At 56.8% G+C, this 17,650-nt stretch carries 15 protein-coding genes and 1 pseudogene; 5 read left to right on the top strand and 11 right to left on the bottom strand.

Going from position 1 to position 17,650, the window contains the following annotated elements; all coding sequences use genetic code 11:
• The 6 genes from M0974_RS17355 to M0974_RS17330 form a co-directional block, all read right to left on the bottom strand.
• Positions 1-679, bottom strand: a 679-nt coding sequence (locus M0974_RS17355) for an ABC transporter ATP-binding protein (protein ID WP_297839252.1), incomplete at its 3' end; no start/stop codon positions are given.
• Between the two features lie 20 nt (positions 680-699).
• Positions 700-1,557, bottom strand: coding sequence for an ABC transporter permease (locus M0974_RS17350; RefSeq protein WP_297839249.1), 858 nt, complete (start codon positions 1,555-1,557; stop codon positions 700-702).
• Positions 1,554-2,462 (bottom strand): ABC transporter permease, encoded by a 909-nt coding sequence (locus M0974_RS17345; RefSeq protein WP_297839258.1) that lies wholly within the window; start codon positions 2,460-2,462, stop codon positions 1,554-1,556. Before M0974_RS17345 ends, M0974_RS17350 begins: the two co-directional genes overlap by 4 nt.
• Positions 2,463-2,566: 104 nt before the next feature.
• Entirely contained in the window at positions 2,567-3,670 is a 1,104-nt protein-coding gene (locus tag M0974_RS17340) for an ABC transporter substrate-binding protein (RefSeq protein WP_297839247.1), read from the bottom strand.
• A gap of 248 nt (positions 3,671-3,918) precedes the next feature.
• A complete protein-coding gene (locus M0974_RS17335; RefSeq protein ID WP_297839243.1) occupies positions 3,919-5,361 on the bottom strand; it encodes an aldehyde dehydrogenase family protein in 1,443 nt (480 codons plus the stop codon).
• Positions 5,355-6,995, bottom strand: coding sequence for a 5-guanidino-2-oxopentanoate decarboxylase (locus M0974_RS17330; protein ID WP_297839240.1), 1,641 nt, complete (start codon positions 6,993-6,995; stop codon positions 5,355-5,357). Before M0974_RS17330 ends, M0974_RS17335 begins: the two co-directional genes overlap by 7 nt.
• Positions 6,996-7,154: 159 nt before the next feature.
• Between M0974_RS17330 and M0974_RS17325 the strand changes: the two genes are divergently transcribed.
• The gene (locus M0974_RS17325; RefSeq protein WP_297839237.1) at positions 7,155-8,045 is read left to right on the top strand and encodes a LysR substrate-binding domain-containing protein; all 891 of its coding nucleotides are present in this window, start codon (positions 7,155-7,157) and stop codon (positions 8,043-8,045) included.
• A 10-nt stretch (positions 8,046-8,055) separates the two neighbouring features.
• Here the strand turns inward: M0974_RS17325 and M0974_RS17320 are convergent, their stop codons facing one another.
• From M0974_RS17320 to M0974_RS17310, 3 genes and pseudogenes are all read right to left on the bottom strand, one after another.
• Positions 8,056-8,940 (bottom strand): MBL fold metallo-hydrolase, encoded by an 885-nt coding sequence (locus tag M0974_RS17320; protein WP_297839234.1) that lies wholly within the window; start codon positions 8,938-8,940, stop codon positions 8,056-8,058.
• Positions 8,941-9,368: 428 nt separating this feature from the next.
• On the bottom strand, positions 9,369-9,662 hold the full coding sequence (locus tag M0974_RS17315; RefSeq protein ID WP_297839260.1) for a hypothetical protein: 294 nt from the start codon (positions 9,660-9,662) through the stop codon (positions 9,369-9,371).
• A gap of 22 nt (positions 9,663-9,684) precedes the next feature.
• Positions 9,685-9,838 (bottom strand): annotated as a pseudogene (locus tag M0974_RS17310) (flagellar biosynthesis protein FlhB); the annotation flags it as partial.
• Positions 9,839-9,866: 28 nt separating this feature from the next.
• On the opposite strand from M0974_RS17310, the gene M0974_RS17305 reads away from it, so the two are divergent.
• Positions 9,867-10,559 (top strand): DUF2345 domain-containing protein, encoded by a 693-nt coding sequence (locus tag M0974_RS17305; RefSeq protein WP_367279031.1) that lies wholly within the window; start codon positions 9,867-9,869, stop codon positions 10,557-10,559.
• Positions 10,560-10,614: 55 nt separating this feature from the next.
• Positions 10,615-12,681 carry a phospholipase D-like domain-containing protein gene (locus tag M0974_RS17300; RefSeq protein ID WP_297839232.1) on the top strand — a complete coding sequence of 689 codons (2,067 nt, stop codon included), beginning with the start codon at positions 10,615-10,617 and terminating at the stop codon, positions 12,679-12,681.
• A 145-nt stretch (positions 12,682-12,826) separates the two neighbouring features.
• On the opposite strand, the gene M0974_RS17295 is transcribed toward M0974_RS17300, so the two are convergent.
• A complete protein-coding gene (locus M0974_RS17295) occupies positions 12,827-13,441 on the bottom strand; it encodes an NAD(P)-dependent oxidoreductase (protein ID WP_297839229.1) in 615 nt (204 codons plus the stop codon).
• 514 nt (positions 13,442-13,955) lie between these two features.
• On the opposite strand from M0974_RS17295, the gene M0974_RS17290 reads away from it, so the two are divergent.
• On the top strand, positions 13,956-15,470 hold the full coding sequence (locus M0974_RS17290) for an MDR family MFS transporter (protein ID WP_297839226.1): 1,515 nt from the start codon (positions 13,956-13,958) through the stop codon (positions 15,468-15,470).
• A 56-nt stretch (positions 15,471-15,526) separates the two neighbouring features.
• Here M0974_RS17290 and M0974_RS17285 read toward each other — a convergent pair whose 3' ends face one another.
• Positions 15,527-16,375: a cache domain-containing protein gene (locus tag M0974_RS17285; protein WP_297839223.1), complete on the bottom strand. Its 849-nt coding sequence runs from the start codon at positions 16,373-16,375 to the stop codon at positions 15,527-15,529.
• Positions 16,376-16,684: 309 nt separating this feature from the next.
• Here M0974_RS17285 and M0974_RS17280 point away from each other — a divergent pair, with 309 nt between their 5' ends.
• Positions 16,685-17,518 carry a hypothetical protein gene (locus M0974_RS17280; protein WP_297839221.1) on the top strand — a complete coding sequence of 278 codons (834 nt, stop codon included), beginning with the start codon at positions 16,685-16,687 and terminating at the stop codon, positions 17,516-17,518.
• Positions 17,519-17,650: the final 132 nt, after the last annotated feature.

The following is a 17,650-nucleotide window of genomic DNA, read 5'->3' as shown; positions in this document are numbered from 1 at the left end:
TGGCAGGGTTGCGGTAAATTTCAATCGGAGTGCCAACCTGCTGCACACGATTTTGCCCCAGTACGACAACGATATCGGCCATGGTCATGGCTTCACGCTGGTCGTGGGTCACCAGAATCGTGGTGATGTTTAGCCGTTGTTGCAGTTGGCGAATTTCCACTTGCATGGACTCGCGCAGCTTGGCGTCGAGCGCCGACAAAGGCTCGTCCAGCAACAACAACTTAGGGTGCGACGCAATCGCCCGCGCAATGGCAACGCGCTGCCGCTGGCCACCGGACAACTTGGCTACCGGCCGATCGATCATCGCCTGCAATTGAATCAGTTCCAGCAGTTCCTTGACCCGCGCGTTTTGATCGGCCTTGCTTACGCCGCGCAGTTTCAGCGGATAAGCAATGTTTTCACCGACAGTCATGTGCGGAAACAACGCCAGTGACTGGAAGACCATGCCGAAATTTCGCTGATGCGCCGGGGTATGGCTGACGTCTTCACCGTCGAGACGAATCTCGCCACTGGTGAGGGTTTCCAATCCGGCGATCATGCGCAGCAAGGTGGTCTTGCCACAGCCCGACGGGCCGAGAAAACACACCAACTTGCCTTCCGGCAGGTGCAAATTGACGTCGGTCACCGCGCAGGCGGAGCCGTAATATTTCTCGACGTTTTCCAGAATTAATCCGGTCATTTACTTAAACCTCAAAAAAATTAAAACGAAACGCCACCTTCACCGACCAGCTTCTCCAACGCCCAGATCAGGACGAAGTCGATCAGCACGATCAGCACGGCAAACGAGAATACGGTGGGGTCCAGCGATGACACCGTGCGGCTGTACATCCAGATCGGCACGGTCATGACGTCGATGTTGTACAAAAAGTAGGTCACTGTGAATTCGTTGAACGAGACGATAAACGCCAGCAGCATCCCGGCAAGAATCCCTGATTTCATCAACGGAACCACGACATCGACAATCGCCCGCAGCGGTGAAGCGCCGAGCATCTGTGCGGCCTCCTCGACTTCACTGCCAATCGACATCATGGCTGCCGTACAGTTTTTAACCACGAACGGCAGCGCCAGGATCACGTGAGCAATCACCAGCCGCGAGGTGTTCATCTGGAACGGCAGGCTGTCGAAAATCAGCAGCAATGCCAACCCAAGCACCACCATCGGAAACACCAGGGGCAACGACATCAATTGCAGCGCCACGCCCTTGCCGCGAAATTCACAACGGGTCAGGGCGTAGGACGCGGGCACCGCCACGATGGTTGCCAGAATCATGGTCAAGCACGCCACCCACAAACTGGTGGCCATGGCTTTGCCCAGACTCAGGACATCGCTGGCGTCGGGCGAAACGAAGGTCTGCCACGCGGCTTTGTACCATTGCATACTGTAGCTGCTGGGCGGGAAATCCAGGTTCGAGGCGCCACTGAACGACATGACGATCATGGTCAGAATCGGTAGCACTGCGAGCAATAAAATGAAGCCTGAAAGAAAACCGGCAAAACGTCCGGTGTCACCGGGCAATACCGGTTGGAAGCGAAAACGTGATTTCAAGGAGCGGCTCATTGGGAAGCCTCCAACAGGCGACGGCGGCGACCGGCAAAATATTCAGAGAGGGTCATGATCGCCAGCGTGGTCGCGATCAACACCACACCCGCCGCCGAGGCTGCGGGCCAGTTCATCAGTGGTGCGATTTGGTCATGGACCATCACCGCCAGCATGGGCACCCGCCGACCACCGAGCAAAAGCGGTACGACAAAACTACTGGCGTTGTAGGCAAACACCAACGTGGCGCCCGTGATGATGCCGGGCAGGCTCATCGGCAATACCACTTGGCGAAACACTTGAAAGCGGCTGGCGCCCAACGTTGCCGCGGCTTCTTCAAAGCTGCGGGAAACGCCGCGCATGGCGCTGGCAATCGGCAACACTGCTAAGGGGAAAGCGGTTTGCACCAACCCCATCAACACGCCGTTTTGGTTGTACAGCAACATCACTGGACGAGTGATGAGGCCAAGCCCGATCAACGCTTTATTCAGCATCCCGCCCGGCCCGAGTATTACCAGCCAGCCATAACTTTGCAGCAGTAAATTGACCAGTAATGGCAACAGCACGGCAGCCAAGAACACTCTTCGCAAGAATGGCGATTGCAGGCGGGACATGGTGTAAGCCACCGGAATCGCCAGCACTACTGCGATCGCCGCACTGAACAACGCCAGTCGCAGGGTCAGCAGCAACGATTTCAAGTAATAGGGCTCAGCCAACTGCGCGTAGCTGGCGAGGCTGAAGCCGCTCCATTCCGCGCCTTTGGTGCCCACACTCATGCGCAACACCAACAGACTGGCAGCGATTAGAACGGCAAGAAACAGCATCGACGGCGTAAGGAAAAGCCAAGCGCGCGCCGTGGGAGAAATCGATTTGGCACGACGTTGCGAAGACGTAACGACCGAGCGGATCAAAGGTTGGTTTTCCATAGCAATGATCTCGTGGGAGATGGATTTCAGCAGCGATACCGCCATCGCGAGCAAGCACGCTCCTACACGATCATGTAGGAGCGGGCTTGCTCGCGATCAGCACATCAAGAAGAGAAAATCTCGGTGTATCGACGAATCCACTGGTCATGCACGGTCGCCAAGAAGGCGTTGTCGTGCATGATCGCCTTGTCGGCAATTTGCTCAGGCGTAAGGATGAACGGACTCTTGCGGGCTTCGGCGGAGATGATCGCCTTGGCGTTGACCGGGCCGTTGTAGATGTCTTCAGCCATCTTGCCCTGCACCAATGGGTCCAGAGAGTGGTTGATAAAGGCGTAGGCCAAATCTGTATCGCCTGGGCGATTTTTCGGCATAACGGTCTGCATCAAGTCCGTGTAGAAACCTTCTTTCATGCCGAACGTAGCGCCCAAACCGTAAGCCGGGTCGCGAAGCTGTTTCGGGAAGAACGCGGGGGCGTAAAGACCGCCCATGTCCAGCGAGCCGGTGCGGAACAGTTCGGCGATCTGGTTCGGGTTTTCACCCAGGGTCACGACGCGATCTTTGAGTTCAGCCAGTTTCTTGAAGCCAGGCTCGATATTGTGCTCGTCACCACCGGCCAGCTTGGCAGCGATGATGATCAAGTCCATGGCTTCGGTCCAGTTCGGCGGCGGCAGGAAAATGCTCGGCGCCAAGTCCTTGTCCCACAGTGCGGCGTAGCTGGTTGGAGCCTCTTTAACGGTGCGGGTGCTGTAGATCAAGCTGTTGCACCACAGCAGATAACCGACGCCATGACCGTTAGCGCCAGTACGATATTTTTCCGGAACATCGACGATGTTGGGGATACGGTTCAGGTCAGGTTTTTCAAGCAGACCGGCTGCTGCCAGGCCTTCGGCACCCACACCGGCAAGGGTGATGATGTCGTATTGCGGACGATCACCGCCGGCCTTGAGCTTGGCAACCATTTCCGAGGTGCTGCCGGTGCGGTCTGCAATAACCTTGGCGCCGGTTTTAGCTTCGAAAGTCGCGGCGATGTTGCGCAATGCAGCCAGCCCGGTGTCATCTGACCAGGTCAACAAGCGTAGGGTCTTGCCCTGAAATTGGTTTTCCGCGGCACTCGCCCGGATAAACGGCATGGACATCGCTGCAGCGGCAACCGATGCAACACCCACTGTCTTGATGAATTGCCTTCTGTTCAGATCGTGCTCGCCCATGACGGACTCCGTTTGTTTTTCTTAAGTGAGGTGATCGCGTCTTTGCCCCAGGCCTAAAGGGCAGTGACGGAGCCGCGCATCAATCCAGCTACAGCGCCCGTAAACCGAGGGCCGAGCTGGCTTGATGGGGGTCATCCTGAGGCGGTGGGGAAGGTGCAACAATCGAAAGTTTGTCATTGAAGCCATGTGCCAAACGCATGCCTCACAAGGAGGCATGCGTGACCTATTCCCGTGCTTTGGAACGGCTTTCAGAGGCTACGGATGACGTGCTTTATTTCCTGAAAAGCCTGCAGTCCCCAGGGTCCTAACTCACGACCGATACTGCTGTGTTTGTAACCACCCCACGCCGTCTGCGGGAAGATCACTTGCGGGGCGTTTATCCACACCAGCCCCGCGTGCAGGGCGTTTGCGACCCGATCAGCGGCCTCTGCGTCAGCGCTTACAACACTGGCGACCAGACCGAACTCGCTATCATTAGCCAACGCGATGGCCTCGGCTTCGGTGGCGAAGCTGCGCACGCACAGCACCGGTCCGAAAATCTCTTCACGCCATAACGCACTTTCCAGGGGCACATTGGTGAAAATCGTGGGCCGCAAAAAATATCCGCGCGGTAATTCCACAGGCCGTTCACCGCCACAGACCAGTAGTGCTCCAGCATTGATGCCGCGGGCGATATGACCGAGGACGCGCTGGTACTGCGCCTGATTCACCAGTGCACCCATCTCGACGTCCGGATCAAATGGGTCAGCAACACGAATGGCCTCAGCCCGTGCTTTGAGCTTTTCGAGAAACGCATCGGCCAATTCGTCGGCCACCAACACCCGACTGGTTGCGGAACACATCTGTCCGGCATTAAAGAATCCGCCGCCGCTGGCGAGTTCAACAGCCAAATCCAGATCGGCATCCGCGAGCACCAGCAATGAGGATTTACCGCCTAATTCCAGGCTGACGCCTTTCACCGTTTCGGCGGCGCGCTGCATGACCTGTACACCCACGGCATTGCTGCCAGTGAAGGAAATTTTCGCGACGCCCGGATGCGCCGCCAACGGTGCGCCGACCGCCAGCCCGGTCCCGCAAACCAGGTTGAACACCCCGGCGGGCAAGCCGCAGTGGGCAATGATGTCGGCCAGCTCCAGCTCCGGCAGTGGCGTGACTTCCGATGGTTTTAAGACCACGCAACACCCGGCGGCCAAGGCTGGCGCCAGCTTCCACGCGGTGGTGACCATCGGGAAATTCCAGGGCACGATCAACGCGACAACGCCACAGGGTTCACGGCGCAACCGCGCAGCAAAGTCATCGCTGGGTAACGGCACGCTGCTGTTTTGGCTAGCGTCCAACGCTTCGGCAAGGCCGGCGTAATAATCGAAGGTGGCGATCACGTCATCCACATCAATGGCCGCCTCAAACAATGGTTTGCCGTTGTTGAGCGATTGCAGTTCGATCAGGCGTTCGCGCCGCTCTTGCACACCGCGGACAATCTTGCGCAGGAACGCGCCACGGTCGGCTCCGCAAGTCTGCGACCATTCAGGAAAAGCGGTTGTTGCCGCGTGTACGGCCTGCTCCACCGACGCTTCGCCACCACCGGCCACCGTGGCCAGAGGCGCCTCAGTGGCCGGGTTGATGACTGAAAGTTGTTCACTGCCAGCCAACCATTGGCCGTTTATGTACACGCCCGGTTGAGGGTTCAGCATGATTTCAATCCTTCCATCCACAACGTTTGATCAATTTCAATCAAGGTCGGACCTTGGCGGTCAGCGGCCTCACGCAACGCCGCTTTCAATTCATCGACACCACAAGCCGCTTCGGCCCCACAGCCCAAGGCTTTGGCGACAGCAATAAAGTCTGGGGTATAGATGTCGACGCCCACCGGCTCAATGGCGCGATTGACCATGTACTTTTTGATCTCTTCATAGCCTTGGTTATTCCACAGCAACACGATGATCGGCGTGCGCGCTTCGACGGCACTCGCCAGTTCCGCTAGGGTGAACTGCAAACCACCATCACCAATCAGGCACACCACTGCGCCGCGACTACCCGCTTCGCAGGCTCGTCCCAACCATGCACCAATGGCGGCGGGCAACGCATAACCGAGGGTGCCGTAGCCCGTCGATGAGTTGAACCAACGACGCGGCTGCTCCAAGTTCAAGGTCAGATTACCGGTGTACACCGGCTGGGTTGAATCGCCGACCAGCACCGCGTCCGGCAGCACATCGAGAATTGCCCCCAGGAAAACAGTCTGCCCGCGCATGGACTCATCCCACGTCGTTTCCAGGGTTTCGCGCAATACCGACGCCCGCTGGTGACCCCAATCTGCGCGACGTGCTGGCAGTTCTTCGGTCGCCAACCCAGCGAGCAATGCCTGCGCAGCGGTGTCGGCGTCCGAAACCAGCGCTACATGAGGCATATAGTTGCGCACGGTTTGGTCTGGATCGATGTCGATGCGCAGCAACGTACCGGGAATCTCGAAACCACCGGCGAAGGTGATGTCGTAGTCGGTTTCGGCCAGTTCAGTACCGATGGCCAACACCACGTCGGCCTCGGCCACCAACGCGCGCGTCGCCACTAACGATTGAGTAGAGCCGATCAATAAAGGATGGCGGGACGGCAACATGCCCTTGGCATTGATGGTCAATGCGACGGGGGCACCCAGCAATTCGGCGAGCTGCGTCAGCGCTGGCGCAGCATCAATGGCACCGCCGCCTGCGAGGATCAGCGGTCGTTCAGCCGCAGCTAATAGGCTGACCATCTGCGCAATCGCCCGCGGAGCCGCGCCGGCGCGGTCAACAGTAACCGGTTGGCTAGCGAGCAACGCATCGGCATTCTCAACCAGCACGTCGAGCGGAATTTCGATATGAACCGGACGCGGACGGCCGGCCTGAAACAACGCGAATGCCCGGGCAAGCACCGCAGGCAGCTCAGATGCCGACATCAAGGTGTGAGAAAACGCCGCCACGCCAGCAACCAGATTGCTCTGCGATGGCAGTTCATGCAGTTTTCCACGCCCGCCTCCCAACTGGCTGCGTGATTGCACGCTGGAGATAACCAACATCGGGATCGAGTCGGCATAAGCCTGACCCATGGCCGTTGTGATATTGGTCATGCCCGGCCCGGTGATGATGAAACATACGCCCGGCTTGCCGCTGGTGCGCGCATAACCGTCGGCCATAAAGCCCGCACCTTGTTCATGACGCGGCGTTACATGGTTGATCGAGGAGCCTGCAAGCCCGCGATACAGCTCGACGGTATGCACGCCGGGTATGCCGAAGACCTGCTCGACGCCGTAGCCCTCGAGCAATTTGACCAATACTTCGCCGCACGTTGCCATGTTTGTCTGCCTTTCTTCTGTTTGGACCTGCATCAACGTCCCGGCGCACACGGCGGCGGGACACGCTACAGATGAGCCGCAATTGGACCGTGTGGCCATACCTGTGACAAGGCAAAAAATGTCATGCTAGGCATGTCCTCACTGCATGACTAAGCACCGATGAAACGTCTTCCGCCCCTCCCAGCGCTGCATACCTTCCTGATTACGGCCCAGTGCTGCAATTTCACGCGAGCTGCTGAACTGCTGCACATCACCCAAGGCGCGGTGAGTCGGCAGATTTCGGGGCTGGAAAGTCATCTGGGTTACCCGCTGTTTCAGCGTCAGGCGCGGGGCTTAAGCTTGACGACCCAAGGCAGTGAGTTATTCCCACGGATTCAGAAGGTGTTTTCGCTGATCGACGAAGCCGTCGAGCAAGTCGGCGCAAAACGCGAAACGCTAAAACTCAAAGCGCCGACCTGCATGATGCGCTGGCTGCTGCCAAGGTTATTGGAGTGGCAAAAAGAGCGCCCGGACGTGCCGGTAGAACTGACCACCACCATCCAGCACGCGGTGGATTTTCGCCGAGAGGAGTTCGATGCCGCCGTGGTATATGGCGCGCCACCGGCTAATTCGGTGGCCGCGCACCATCTGTTCGACGAGCAACTGACGCCGGTTTGCTCGCAACAATTGTTGAACGGACCGATTCCCCTCAAAACGTTGGCGGATCTGGAACAGCACATGTTGCTGCACCCGACCCGTGACCAACGCGACTGGGAGGCGTGGCTCAAGGCTGCTGGCACCACGGTGAGGAATATCGGTAAAGGTCAGCACTTTGACACGCTGGACCTGGCCATGTCGGTTGCGTCCCAAAGTACCGGTGTCGCCATCGGCGATTGGTCCTTGATCGGTGAAGACCTGAGCACCGGTCGACTGGTGACACCTTTCGACCTCAAAGTACGCACCGGCGCCGCGTATTACCTGGTCTATCCCGAACGCTCAGACCCGTCGCCGCAACTGCGTGAACTGATTGACTGGTTGCTTACGCAGGCGGCTGAGCGATCGAGTAATTAACGCGCATCCATCACCACTGCAGCTCCCCTTTAACGACTTTGGCGCTGAGTTCAAGGGATGACACTTCACCCAATTCAGGGTAACGCTTGGTCATGGACGTAATCATGCCGACCGAATCGCTGGCGTTGATGGCGGCGTTGTCGAACGCCTTGATGTAATCCCTGGTGAAGTTCACAGCCTCAATGGAATACGCGGTTGTCCCTAAATAGTGGCCAGGGATGACCGTCAGCGGTTTAAGGCTTGCGATTTGGTTCAGGGTATTGACCCAGTAACGATGGGATTGTTCTGTCTGCGTATCAGCCATCCATACATGAATGTTGTCCGAGACCACCACTCCGCCTACAACCGCTTTGATTGATGGAATCCAGACGAAACTGCGATCCGGCTGCTTACCGTCGAGCCCCATAACGTTCAGTGCATGACCTTCGAGAGTCAGACTATTGCCGGCCAACACCTCTGGCACTACAAGCCTGCTTGGGGCGTCCGCGCCCATTTTCGGCCCCCAAAACGCGAGTTTATCAACCATGGTTTTTTTAATGTGTGCGACCGTCTGCGCCGAAGCGACTACTTTGGCCGCCGGAAACGCTGTGGTGATCGTATCCAGCCCGAAGTAGTAGTCTGGATCACCGTGACTTATGTAGATTGTTGTCAAGGTTTTGCCGCTGTTCCGGATCGTCTCGACCACCTGAAGGGCCTGAGTTTTACCGAATTGAGCATCGACTAGAATGGCATCATGACCGCCGAAAACTAACACCGAAGACACCGGGAACATTGCCTGAGTACCGGGATTGAACACGCTTAGCGTCAGCGCCGGTTCACTGGCTGCGGCATGACTTGCGAAACTCACCGCCAAGCTGGCGAGCAATAGGCGGCACATCAAGGAAAAACGCATCATTAGCAGCTCCAGCTTTATTAAAAGGCTGGAGTCTAGTCACTCAATGCTGTGCCAAAATATCCCTTTTTGATCACATTTCATTTCTGAGATAAGGCGTTTCGTAGAGTTGGACCGTCGGTCTAGATGATCAGTGATTTACCCGCCCACTCAGCGCTGAGAACTGCGCAGGTGTTCAACCCAAAAAAGCGCACGATTAATGCCGTAGCATTGCGCGACAGTTTCAGAACCGCACCGCCCGCAAACTCCTGGCGTTGGCTTTAGGCGAACCACCAAAACTGTAGGAGCGCGCTTGCCTGCGATGGATCGCGAAGCGGTCCCAACCCAGCACACTCGTTTCTAACTGTAGAAACGAGTCTGCTGATTTTACGACTGCTTTGGTCGAGCGCGACCCCGGACCGATCGCGGGCAAGCGCTCTCCTACAGTTGGTTTAACCGGCCACAACGTCTTTGATTTGGTCCAGCCACCCGGTTTTTTCTTCTGCGGGCAGGCTGTCGAACAACTGTTTGGCCATTTCTTTAGCCTTCGCCGTTTTTATCGCGTTGAGCACCGTTTTCAGCTCTGGTGTGGTGGCGGTTTCTTCGCTGAGGGCGGGCGGAGTCGGCAAGGCTTTAACCAGCTTCAGCACGTCGCCAGTGTCTTTGCTGAAGGCGCGGATGTTGTCGAGGTTGTCGAGCATTGGCAGGGCAATGCCGGTTAGGGTGTCGAAGGCGCTGCGTCTCACCGACTTTTCCCCGGTAAACGGCTGGCTGCCGTCCCTCTGGAAGCTTTCCTTTGAGGTGCCAGGCGAAGGCGATGGTTTCCGCGATTGTCTGGTAGCGCGGCAGGGGTGCTGTCCCCCAATTCCATGCGCGCCAGCGGTTTCACCCGCTCGGCGTTTTTGTAGTCAAAAACCTCAAACCCTGTAGGACTCGTCTCTTTCTGACGTCTGCCAGTCCACCCCCTCGATAAATACCCAATAATCCCCGTCCTTGCCGCCCGCCTTCTGGTCATTCAACGCGGCAATTTCAAACTGACGTCGCTCAACGGCGAAACCGAATTGGCGGCCGGCAACAAAATCCTGCTCCGGGTCGAGGGCGGCGCAAGCCTGATCATCGAGGACGGCAACATCACCTTTGCTTGTCCGGGGGCCATGACCATCAATGCGGCGGAGCATTTGTTTGATCCGGAGATGGCGGTGCCTTACTACCCACTGCCGCAGTTTTCCCGACGGGCGCTGCCCGAGGTTCTGGCCAAATTCAACCTGCAAGTAACCGATGCGCCGGGGCCAGATGGCGTCGCGATGCCCAACACCGCGTGGCGAATTGTTCACGCTGACAGTCCAGGCGCAGCGCTGCTGACCCGCGAAGCGCTGCTGGAAGGCCAGAGCAACGACCAAGGCAAGATCACACTGGCTGACGAACAGGAAACAACCTTGAAGGCCGCCTACGACCAAGCCCCCAACCGATATTGGTTGGTCTATGGCAACCAGACGCGGGAGGTTGCTTTAGACGTCGACAAAGGCGACTGGCATGAACAACAGAACCTTTTTAACGCGTTAGAAGCGATGGGCTACAGCGATACCAAATTCCACGTGGGTGGCGACAATGCTGACCTCTCCCACACCGCCTTGGCCCGTTAGGAGTACAGCACCGGCAGTGCTCAGACATTGATCAACAAGCTGAAGGACCAGTGACATGACGGTTCCCGAAAACGGCATGCAACGACGCACGGTTTGCCAGATCGTCACGCCTGATGGCACTCCTTATCTAGCCACGGCAACTGAAAATATCTGGCTAGGCTCGGCGTTTTCCGTCCCTGCTCGCGGCAACGCCGTCACACCGTATTTCAGCGGCAAAGCGTACTTCGCCGAGTTGATCGAGGCCTTTGCCAGCGCCAAAGAAAGCATCTACATCGCTGGCTGGCAGGTGAACTGGGATGCCCAACTCGCGCCCAAGGTGCGTCTTTACGACTGCCTGCTCGCCGCCGCGCAACGTGGGGTAAAGATCTACGTCATGCCGTGGGACGACAGCGCCCCGGTGCAAACCTACGATGAACAGACCCGTAACGTGCTGCTGGACATCAATCGCCTCGTCGGTTCCCAGCAAGTGTTTGTCACCTTGGCCAAGTCGGTGGCCGACGCTACCCGTGCGTTTTACAGCCACCACCAAAAACAGGTGCTCATCGACCAGCGCGTGGGGTTCGTCGGTGGACTGGACCTGGCCTACGGTCGCTACGATGACGAACGTTTTGATCTGCACGCCGACGGCGATGGCCGGCAAGGCATGAACCGCTACAACGGCTGTGTGCCGCAACTGGGCCATCTGGGTACGAACAACCTGAAGAACCCGGACGTGAAAGGGTTCCAGATTGAACCGTGGCACTACCAAACGCCCTACGTCGACGACAGCCCGACCCGCGTCGGCAATCTTCAGGCCCACAGTGCCGGCCTGGATACCCTGCACCAGCCGCGCATGCCCTGGCAGGACATCCACCTGCGCATCGAAGGCTCGGCGGTGTCCAACCTGGCGCGCAACTTTGTTCTGCGCTGGAATGGCCTGCGCGTCGAAGAATCGGAGGCGTCCCAGCTGGCGAACAGCTCCACCTTGCGCTGGAATGGCCTGCGCAAAAAAACCAGCGCTGACCTGCCGCTGTTGCCGCTGCCCCCTAAGCCGGAAGACTACCCGGCCCAAGGCACCTGCTCGGTGCAGGTGCTGCGCAGCGCCCCTGCCGACATGCAAGACAAAGAAGCGCAAACACCGGCGCGCAAAGACAAAAAAGGCAAGACCGAGGCGCAGAACGATATTTACCGCGCCATGGTGTTGCTGATCGAAAAAGCCAAGCACTACATCTATATCGAGCAGCAGTTTTTTGTCAGTGATTTCGGGGAAGAGGGCCGCGGAGAAAAAGAAGACAAAAAAGACGACACACAAAAAGCAAAAACAGCCCTGACGGAACCCTCGCTCACCATCAGCAAAATCGCTGGCGGCGCCCCCGCCGCGAGCCGCGTGCTGCCCGGCGACAGCACGGCCACGATCAAGAACTTCATCTCCAAACGGCTGGTCGAGCGCATCGGCCTGTCGATCATGACCGACACGACCTTTCACGTGTACATCGTGCTGCCGGTGCACCCCGAAGGTGGCGGGCTGAACAACCCGGCCATTGTCACCCAGGTGCACTGGACCCAGCAGAGCATCATGTTCGGCAAACAGAGCCTGCTCAACGGCATACGCGCTTACCTGAAGCTCAAGCAACTGTTCGACGCCCAGCGCCTGGGCATAAAGCCTTGCGCGGCAGCCTTCAGCAAGGACCTGGGGGCGGTGCAGGCGCTGGTTGATCAGCCCCAGTTCAAAGACATCACACCCGCCACCGACGAACAATGCTTTGAATACGTGACCCTGCTCAACCTGCGCAACTGGGCCCACCTGGCCAGCCTGCCTAACCTGTACGGCAATCAAGTCAAGGAAGAGGTTTACGTCACGGAACAGATTTACGTGCACAGCAAGATGATGATCGTCGATGACCGCTACGCCCTGATCGGCAGTGCCAACATCCATGACCGCAGCCTGTTGGGTTCACGGGACTCGGAACTGGCGGTGCTGATCATGGACCTGGACGTCAAACGCAAAGACTTCCTTGGCAACGGCAATCTGCAACCCACTAGAACCTTCGCCCACGAACTGCGCAAGGGCGTGTGGAGCAAGTTGTTCGGACTAAGCACAGACGATCATCTGGCGGCCTTTGGTTTTTTGGGTGTCAGCTAGTCCGTCTCGCGAACAAGTTCGCTCCTACAGAGGGTTGTGTCGGTCTTTGGATATTCCGACCCGCTTCGCGCATCAAACACGGCTGGCGTCGAAGACGGGCTGGATCTCCTACAGAAGACTCGGCAATGCATCCCGCAAATTCAACTCAATAACCCACCGTAAAACGCTGACGGGAATGCGCGGGCTGTTCGATCTCATCGATCATCGCGATGGCAAAATCCGCAAAGCTGATCGAGCTGTGGCCGTTGGTATCTACCAGCAGACTATCCAGGCCGAGACGAAACACGCCGGTACGCGGCCCTTCAATGAAAAGGGCAGACGGCGACAGGAAGGTCCAATTCAAGCTTTTTTCTTTTTTCAGTTCGTCCAAAAACACAGCGCCTGCTGATGCCTCGGTCTTGTACTCAGCCGGGAAGTCTGGGGTATCGATCACTCGCACACCGGGTGCCACAAACAGACTGCCCGCCCCGCCCACCACCAACAACCGAGGCACACCGGCCTGTTTTACTGGCTCGATTGTGGTGGCTGCCGACACAGTGGAAAAATGCGTCGCACTGATGACCACATCATGACCGGCCACCGCGTCTGCATAGGCTTGGGCATCATTGACGTCCAGGTTTTTAGCCACGATGCCTGCACGTCCTGCCAGCGATGAAGCATCACGGGCGATGGCTGTCACGCTATGACCTCGGCGCAAGGCTTCTTCCAATAACTGGCTGCCGGCCCGGCCCGTGGCACCGATAATTGCGATCTTGCTCATGACGATTCTCCTAACTAAAGCGTATGGGGGATGAACAAAGCTTAGCTGCTCGAATAACCATCGGTCGGGCAATCAGTTGCACTGGGGCGACAGCCCGTTATACCGCTCGTGCATGTAATAAGTGTCCTACACTCAGCTCAATCCTTTTAAAACATGTTTTTAAAGTCGGATAGAGGTGGGCAGCATGATTATTACAAAAAGAAGATCCATGGCTGTACTCTCAGTCGCCGTTGTCCTGGCGCTTTATGCGGCCGGTGCTTACAAAATCGAAGAGGCACGAAATGCGCCACGTTACTCGGCGATGTGCACGGTGAATCACTGCGCGCCTCAAAACGCGACATTTGCCGGGCTGAGTCTAAAATAGGCGCCCCTTCCCCCGGCGATTCGCGCGTTATAACGAAAGCGAAGAGCCTTATGCATACGAGCCTATCGAATAGCTTGCTATCGGATTAGACTGAGCAGCTTCTTCCTGCCGATGTTTGCGGTAGGTTTTCATTGCTAGTTGGGCTCTATCTTGACCAGTCTGAACCAACCTAAACCGGCGATCCGCAGCGTGCTGTTCGCGCTGATGATGGCAGTCTTCCTCAGTGCACTCGACCAGACCATTGTTGCGGTCTCGATGCCGGCAATCTCCGCTCAATTCCATGACTTCGACCTGTTGGCCTGGGTGATCTCCGCCTACATGGTGGCGCTGACTGTTGCCGTACCGATCTACGGCAAACTGGGCGATCTGTATGGTCGACGCCGCTTGATGCTGTTCGGCTTGGGCTTGTTTACCCTGGCGTCGCTGTTCTGCGGCATGGCGCAAAGCATGGACCAGCTGGTGCTGGCACGGATTATCCAGGGCATTGGTGCAGGGGGCATGGTCTCGGTCAGCCAAGCAATCATTGGCGATATTGTGCCGCCGCGCGAACGTGGGCGTTATCAGGGTTATTTCAGCGGCATGTATGCCATAGCCAGTGTCGCCGGCCCGGTGCTGGGCGGCGTGATGACTGAATATATGTCATGGCGCTGGGTGTTCTTAATCAACTTGCCGCTGGGTCTGGGCGCTTGGTGGGTCGCGCACCGCACGCTGATTGGTCTGCCTGTACCGCAACGTAAGCCGATCATCGACTATCTAGGCACTGTCTTGATGATCGTTGGTTTAAGCGCACTATTGCTGGGTGTGACCGAGATTGGTCAAGGGCACGGCTGGCACGATCCTGATGTGTTAGTGCTGCTTGGCGTGGCGTTGCTGGCCTTGGTCGCATTCGTCTGGTACGAGCGTCGCGCACCGGAGCCATTATTGCCGATGCATTTGTTTGCCAACCGCAATGCGGTGCTGTGTTGGTGCACGATGTTCTTCACAAGTTTTCAATCAATCTCATTGATCGTATTGATGCCGTTGCGGTTTCAAACCGTCACTGGCGGCGGTGCGGATGCGGCGGCGTTGCACCTTCTGCCACTGGCGATCGGCATGCCCATGGGCGCCTATTTCGGTGGACGCAGGACTTCCCTGACGGGTCGTTACAAACCGTTGATTCTCACCGGCGCATTGATGATGCCTTTTGTCGTACTGGGCATGGCGTTCACCCCGCCACAATCGGTATTGATGACCAGTGTACTAATGGTGTTAACCGGTTTTGCTTGTGGCCTGCAATTTCCGACGTCTCTTGTCGGTACGCAAAACTCGGTGGCCCAGGCTGATATGGGGGTTGCTACCAGCACCACCAACCTTTTTCGCTCACTCGGCGGCGCAGTTGGCATCGCCTTGATGTCGGCCCTGCTGCTGGCGATGCTGCAAGGTTCAGGGATTGGGCAACTCAATGGCGGCCCCATAGGAGAAGTCGCTTCAGGCAATCTGCTGATGGACAGTCTGAACGCTGTCAGTGGTCCGGCGCTGGAGCTGTTACGTGGTCAGTTATCGCTGACGTTCCGTCATCTGCTGCTGATCAGCGCCGGAATTTCGCTGCTGGGTTTGGCGGCGGCTATAGCGATGCCAAACAACTTGCTGCGCGGGCGCGCTCACGGCGACCAAAGTACCGCGTGAGGCCAACCTCATCAGATCGCCTGGCGATGGCGATCTGATGAGAATCGCGGGCTGAATCAGCGGCTGTAATAGCCCACCGCAACCAGGAAGTGACCGACTTTGCGCACGTAGGCGTGCTTGTTCTCGATTTTGCTGGTCACCGGGTTACGCCAGCGATAGTCGTACTCGCCGTCATTCTGTGTTTTGAGTAACGCCAGTATCGGCTCGCCAACAGGCTTGCCTTCTGGGTCCTTGACCTTGCTGAAGTCAGTTTTGACCAAGCGCAAATTGGTGCCGTGAGCAACGTAATGTTCATCGTCCAGATCGACCACGAACACATAAAGGTCATCTTGAAGGAAGCCACCCTTCAGGCTGTTGATGTTGTTGATGGTGCCGTGTTCATCTTTGACAAGGGCTGCGGAGGCTTTGTCCAACAGGGCTTTAGCTTGTTCGGCGGACGCCCGAGGCAGGTAATAACCTACCGCCAAGACTCGATCACCGACACGTTTATAATAAACGCGCTTGCGCTCGACCTTGCCGTCGTTTTGGTTCTGCCAGCGGTATTCTGCTTCTTGAATGCCATTGGCTTGAGTGGTGAGAACGTCCTTGAACGCTTTCTGCAAATCCGGACTTAGGGTGGGCAACACGTCCCGCCCGATCAGTACCGCTGAAGGCCCGCCACTCGCCAGCATCACTCCGTTGATATCAACAACGAAAACATAAAGCTCGCCACTGACAAACTCGCCTTGCCGACTGAACTCGGCAAATGCGTTGTCACCTTTCTTTTGATACTCAGCCAGCGCCTTGATCAATAAGTCCTTGGCCGCCTGTCCATCATCGACCGTTTCGGTTGCCGCCCACGCCTGACTGCTCAAGCACAAACACAACAACCAACCGAACAACGCACTCTTTCGTAGTCCCCTCATACAGCATCCCCATTTCTTATTATTAAAGTCGCGTGAGTTTAGACGTTGCTCCGTATTCACGCTCGCCAACATCACAAGAAACGTCCCACACCCAACGCGGAAACGTCCGTATTAAGGGTTTTTCATCGCTGCCGATTGAAGAGAGGGAAGGATTTACACAGTGATGAAACGACCATTTTGGTCGCTATGGATCAACTTGATAAACAGGGATTGGGCCGTTATGAAATGCGTAAAACTTCACTATTCAATAACCCGCATGCAGGGCACTTGCCTGCAGGTGCCCTGTTTTATCGAGCAGGGAGCTTACTCATGACGATTTCCGCCAACATCAATATTCCGACGCCCTATCCTCCGCAGTCATTTGCCCGCTTGGACCAAACGGAGAATGCGTTGTACAAGCCTGCGGCGTTGGCGCAAGACGCCAATAGCAAGAGTACTTCGTCAGTAATAATTTCCACAGAAGCACAAGGGCTGTATCGCCAAGAACAATCAGCAGAAAAACCACCTCCGTCAAAAGCAGAACTCCAAGCCATCTTCCAACGGACTAACGGTCCGACGAGTAACTCAGTCAGGCTTAGTACGCAAATGAACAGTCAGGGAAAAACATCAGAGCTACTGATGCAAAAGCCTTTGGACACATCGCCAGAAAGGTTGGCCAAAGCAGAAAAAATAGCCTCATTTGTTTTCATCCAACACACCACCCTGAATAGAACCGGCAACCCCTACGACGGGTTATCAAGGGATGAGTTGAGCAACATCTACTATGATGAGACAGGCAATCACACCCCCGCTGAACGCTACTTGGCCGGATTCACGCGGCAGGTTAAAGACTTTGAATTCCTGACTAGAAATACCGGCAATTCCGGCACTTCATACCGAGCGCAAATTGCCTTCTACGACGCCCGGTCACCGGTCGAGCGCTCTATGTACTCAGAAGGATACAGAGAGCAATTAGTCAGTTTCCTGGAGCAGGCAGAAGCCAACGGATACCCCAACACAGAAGAAACCATCTGGGACCCATGGATGACCAAATATTTACGCAAGCCCAACGCCAACTCCCCCGTCGCCGAGCAGACGCTCATTCAACCCCTTGCAGCCAAAACCACTGAGTCCGCCCTTTCATGTGTGGAAAAGCCGGCATGACGTCGCCCTCGTTAAACAGGCATCGTGAACGGGCCGTGGCATTGCTCGACCAATAACCGGTGCAGGTACAGTGCTCGCCAGCATCCAAGGGTGCCGGCGGCTTGTCATCGAAGCGGGCGTACCAGGCCGCCG

The organism is Pseudomonas sp., from assembly GCF_026224925.1.
GTDB lineage: Bacteria > Pseudomonadota > Gammaproteobacteria > Pseudomonadales > Pseudomonadaceae > Aquipseudomonas.
Note: the sequence above shows the minus strand (reverse complement) of the source record. Positions and strands in the feature narration are given on the sequence as shown.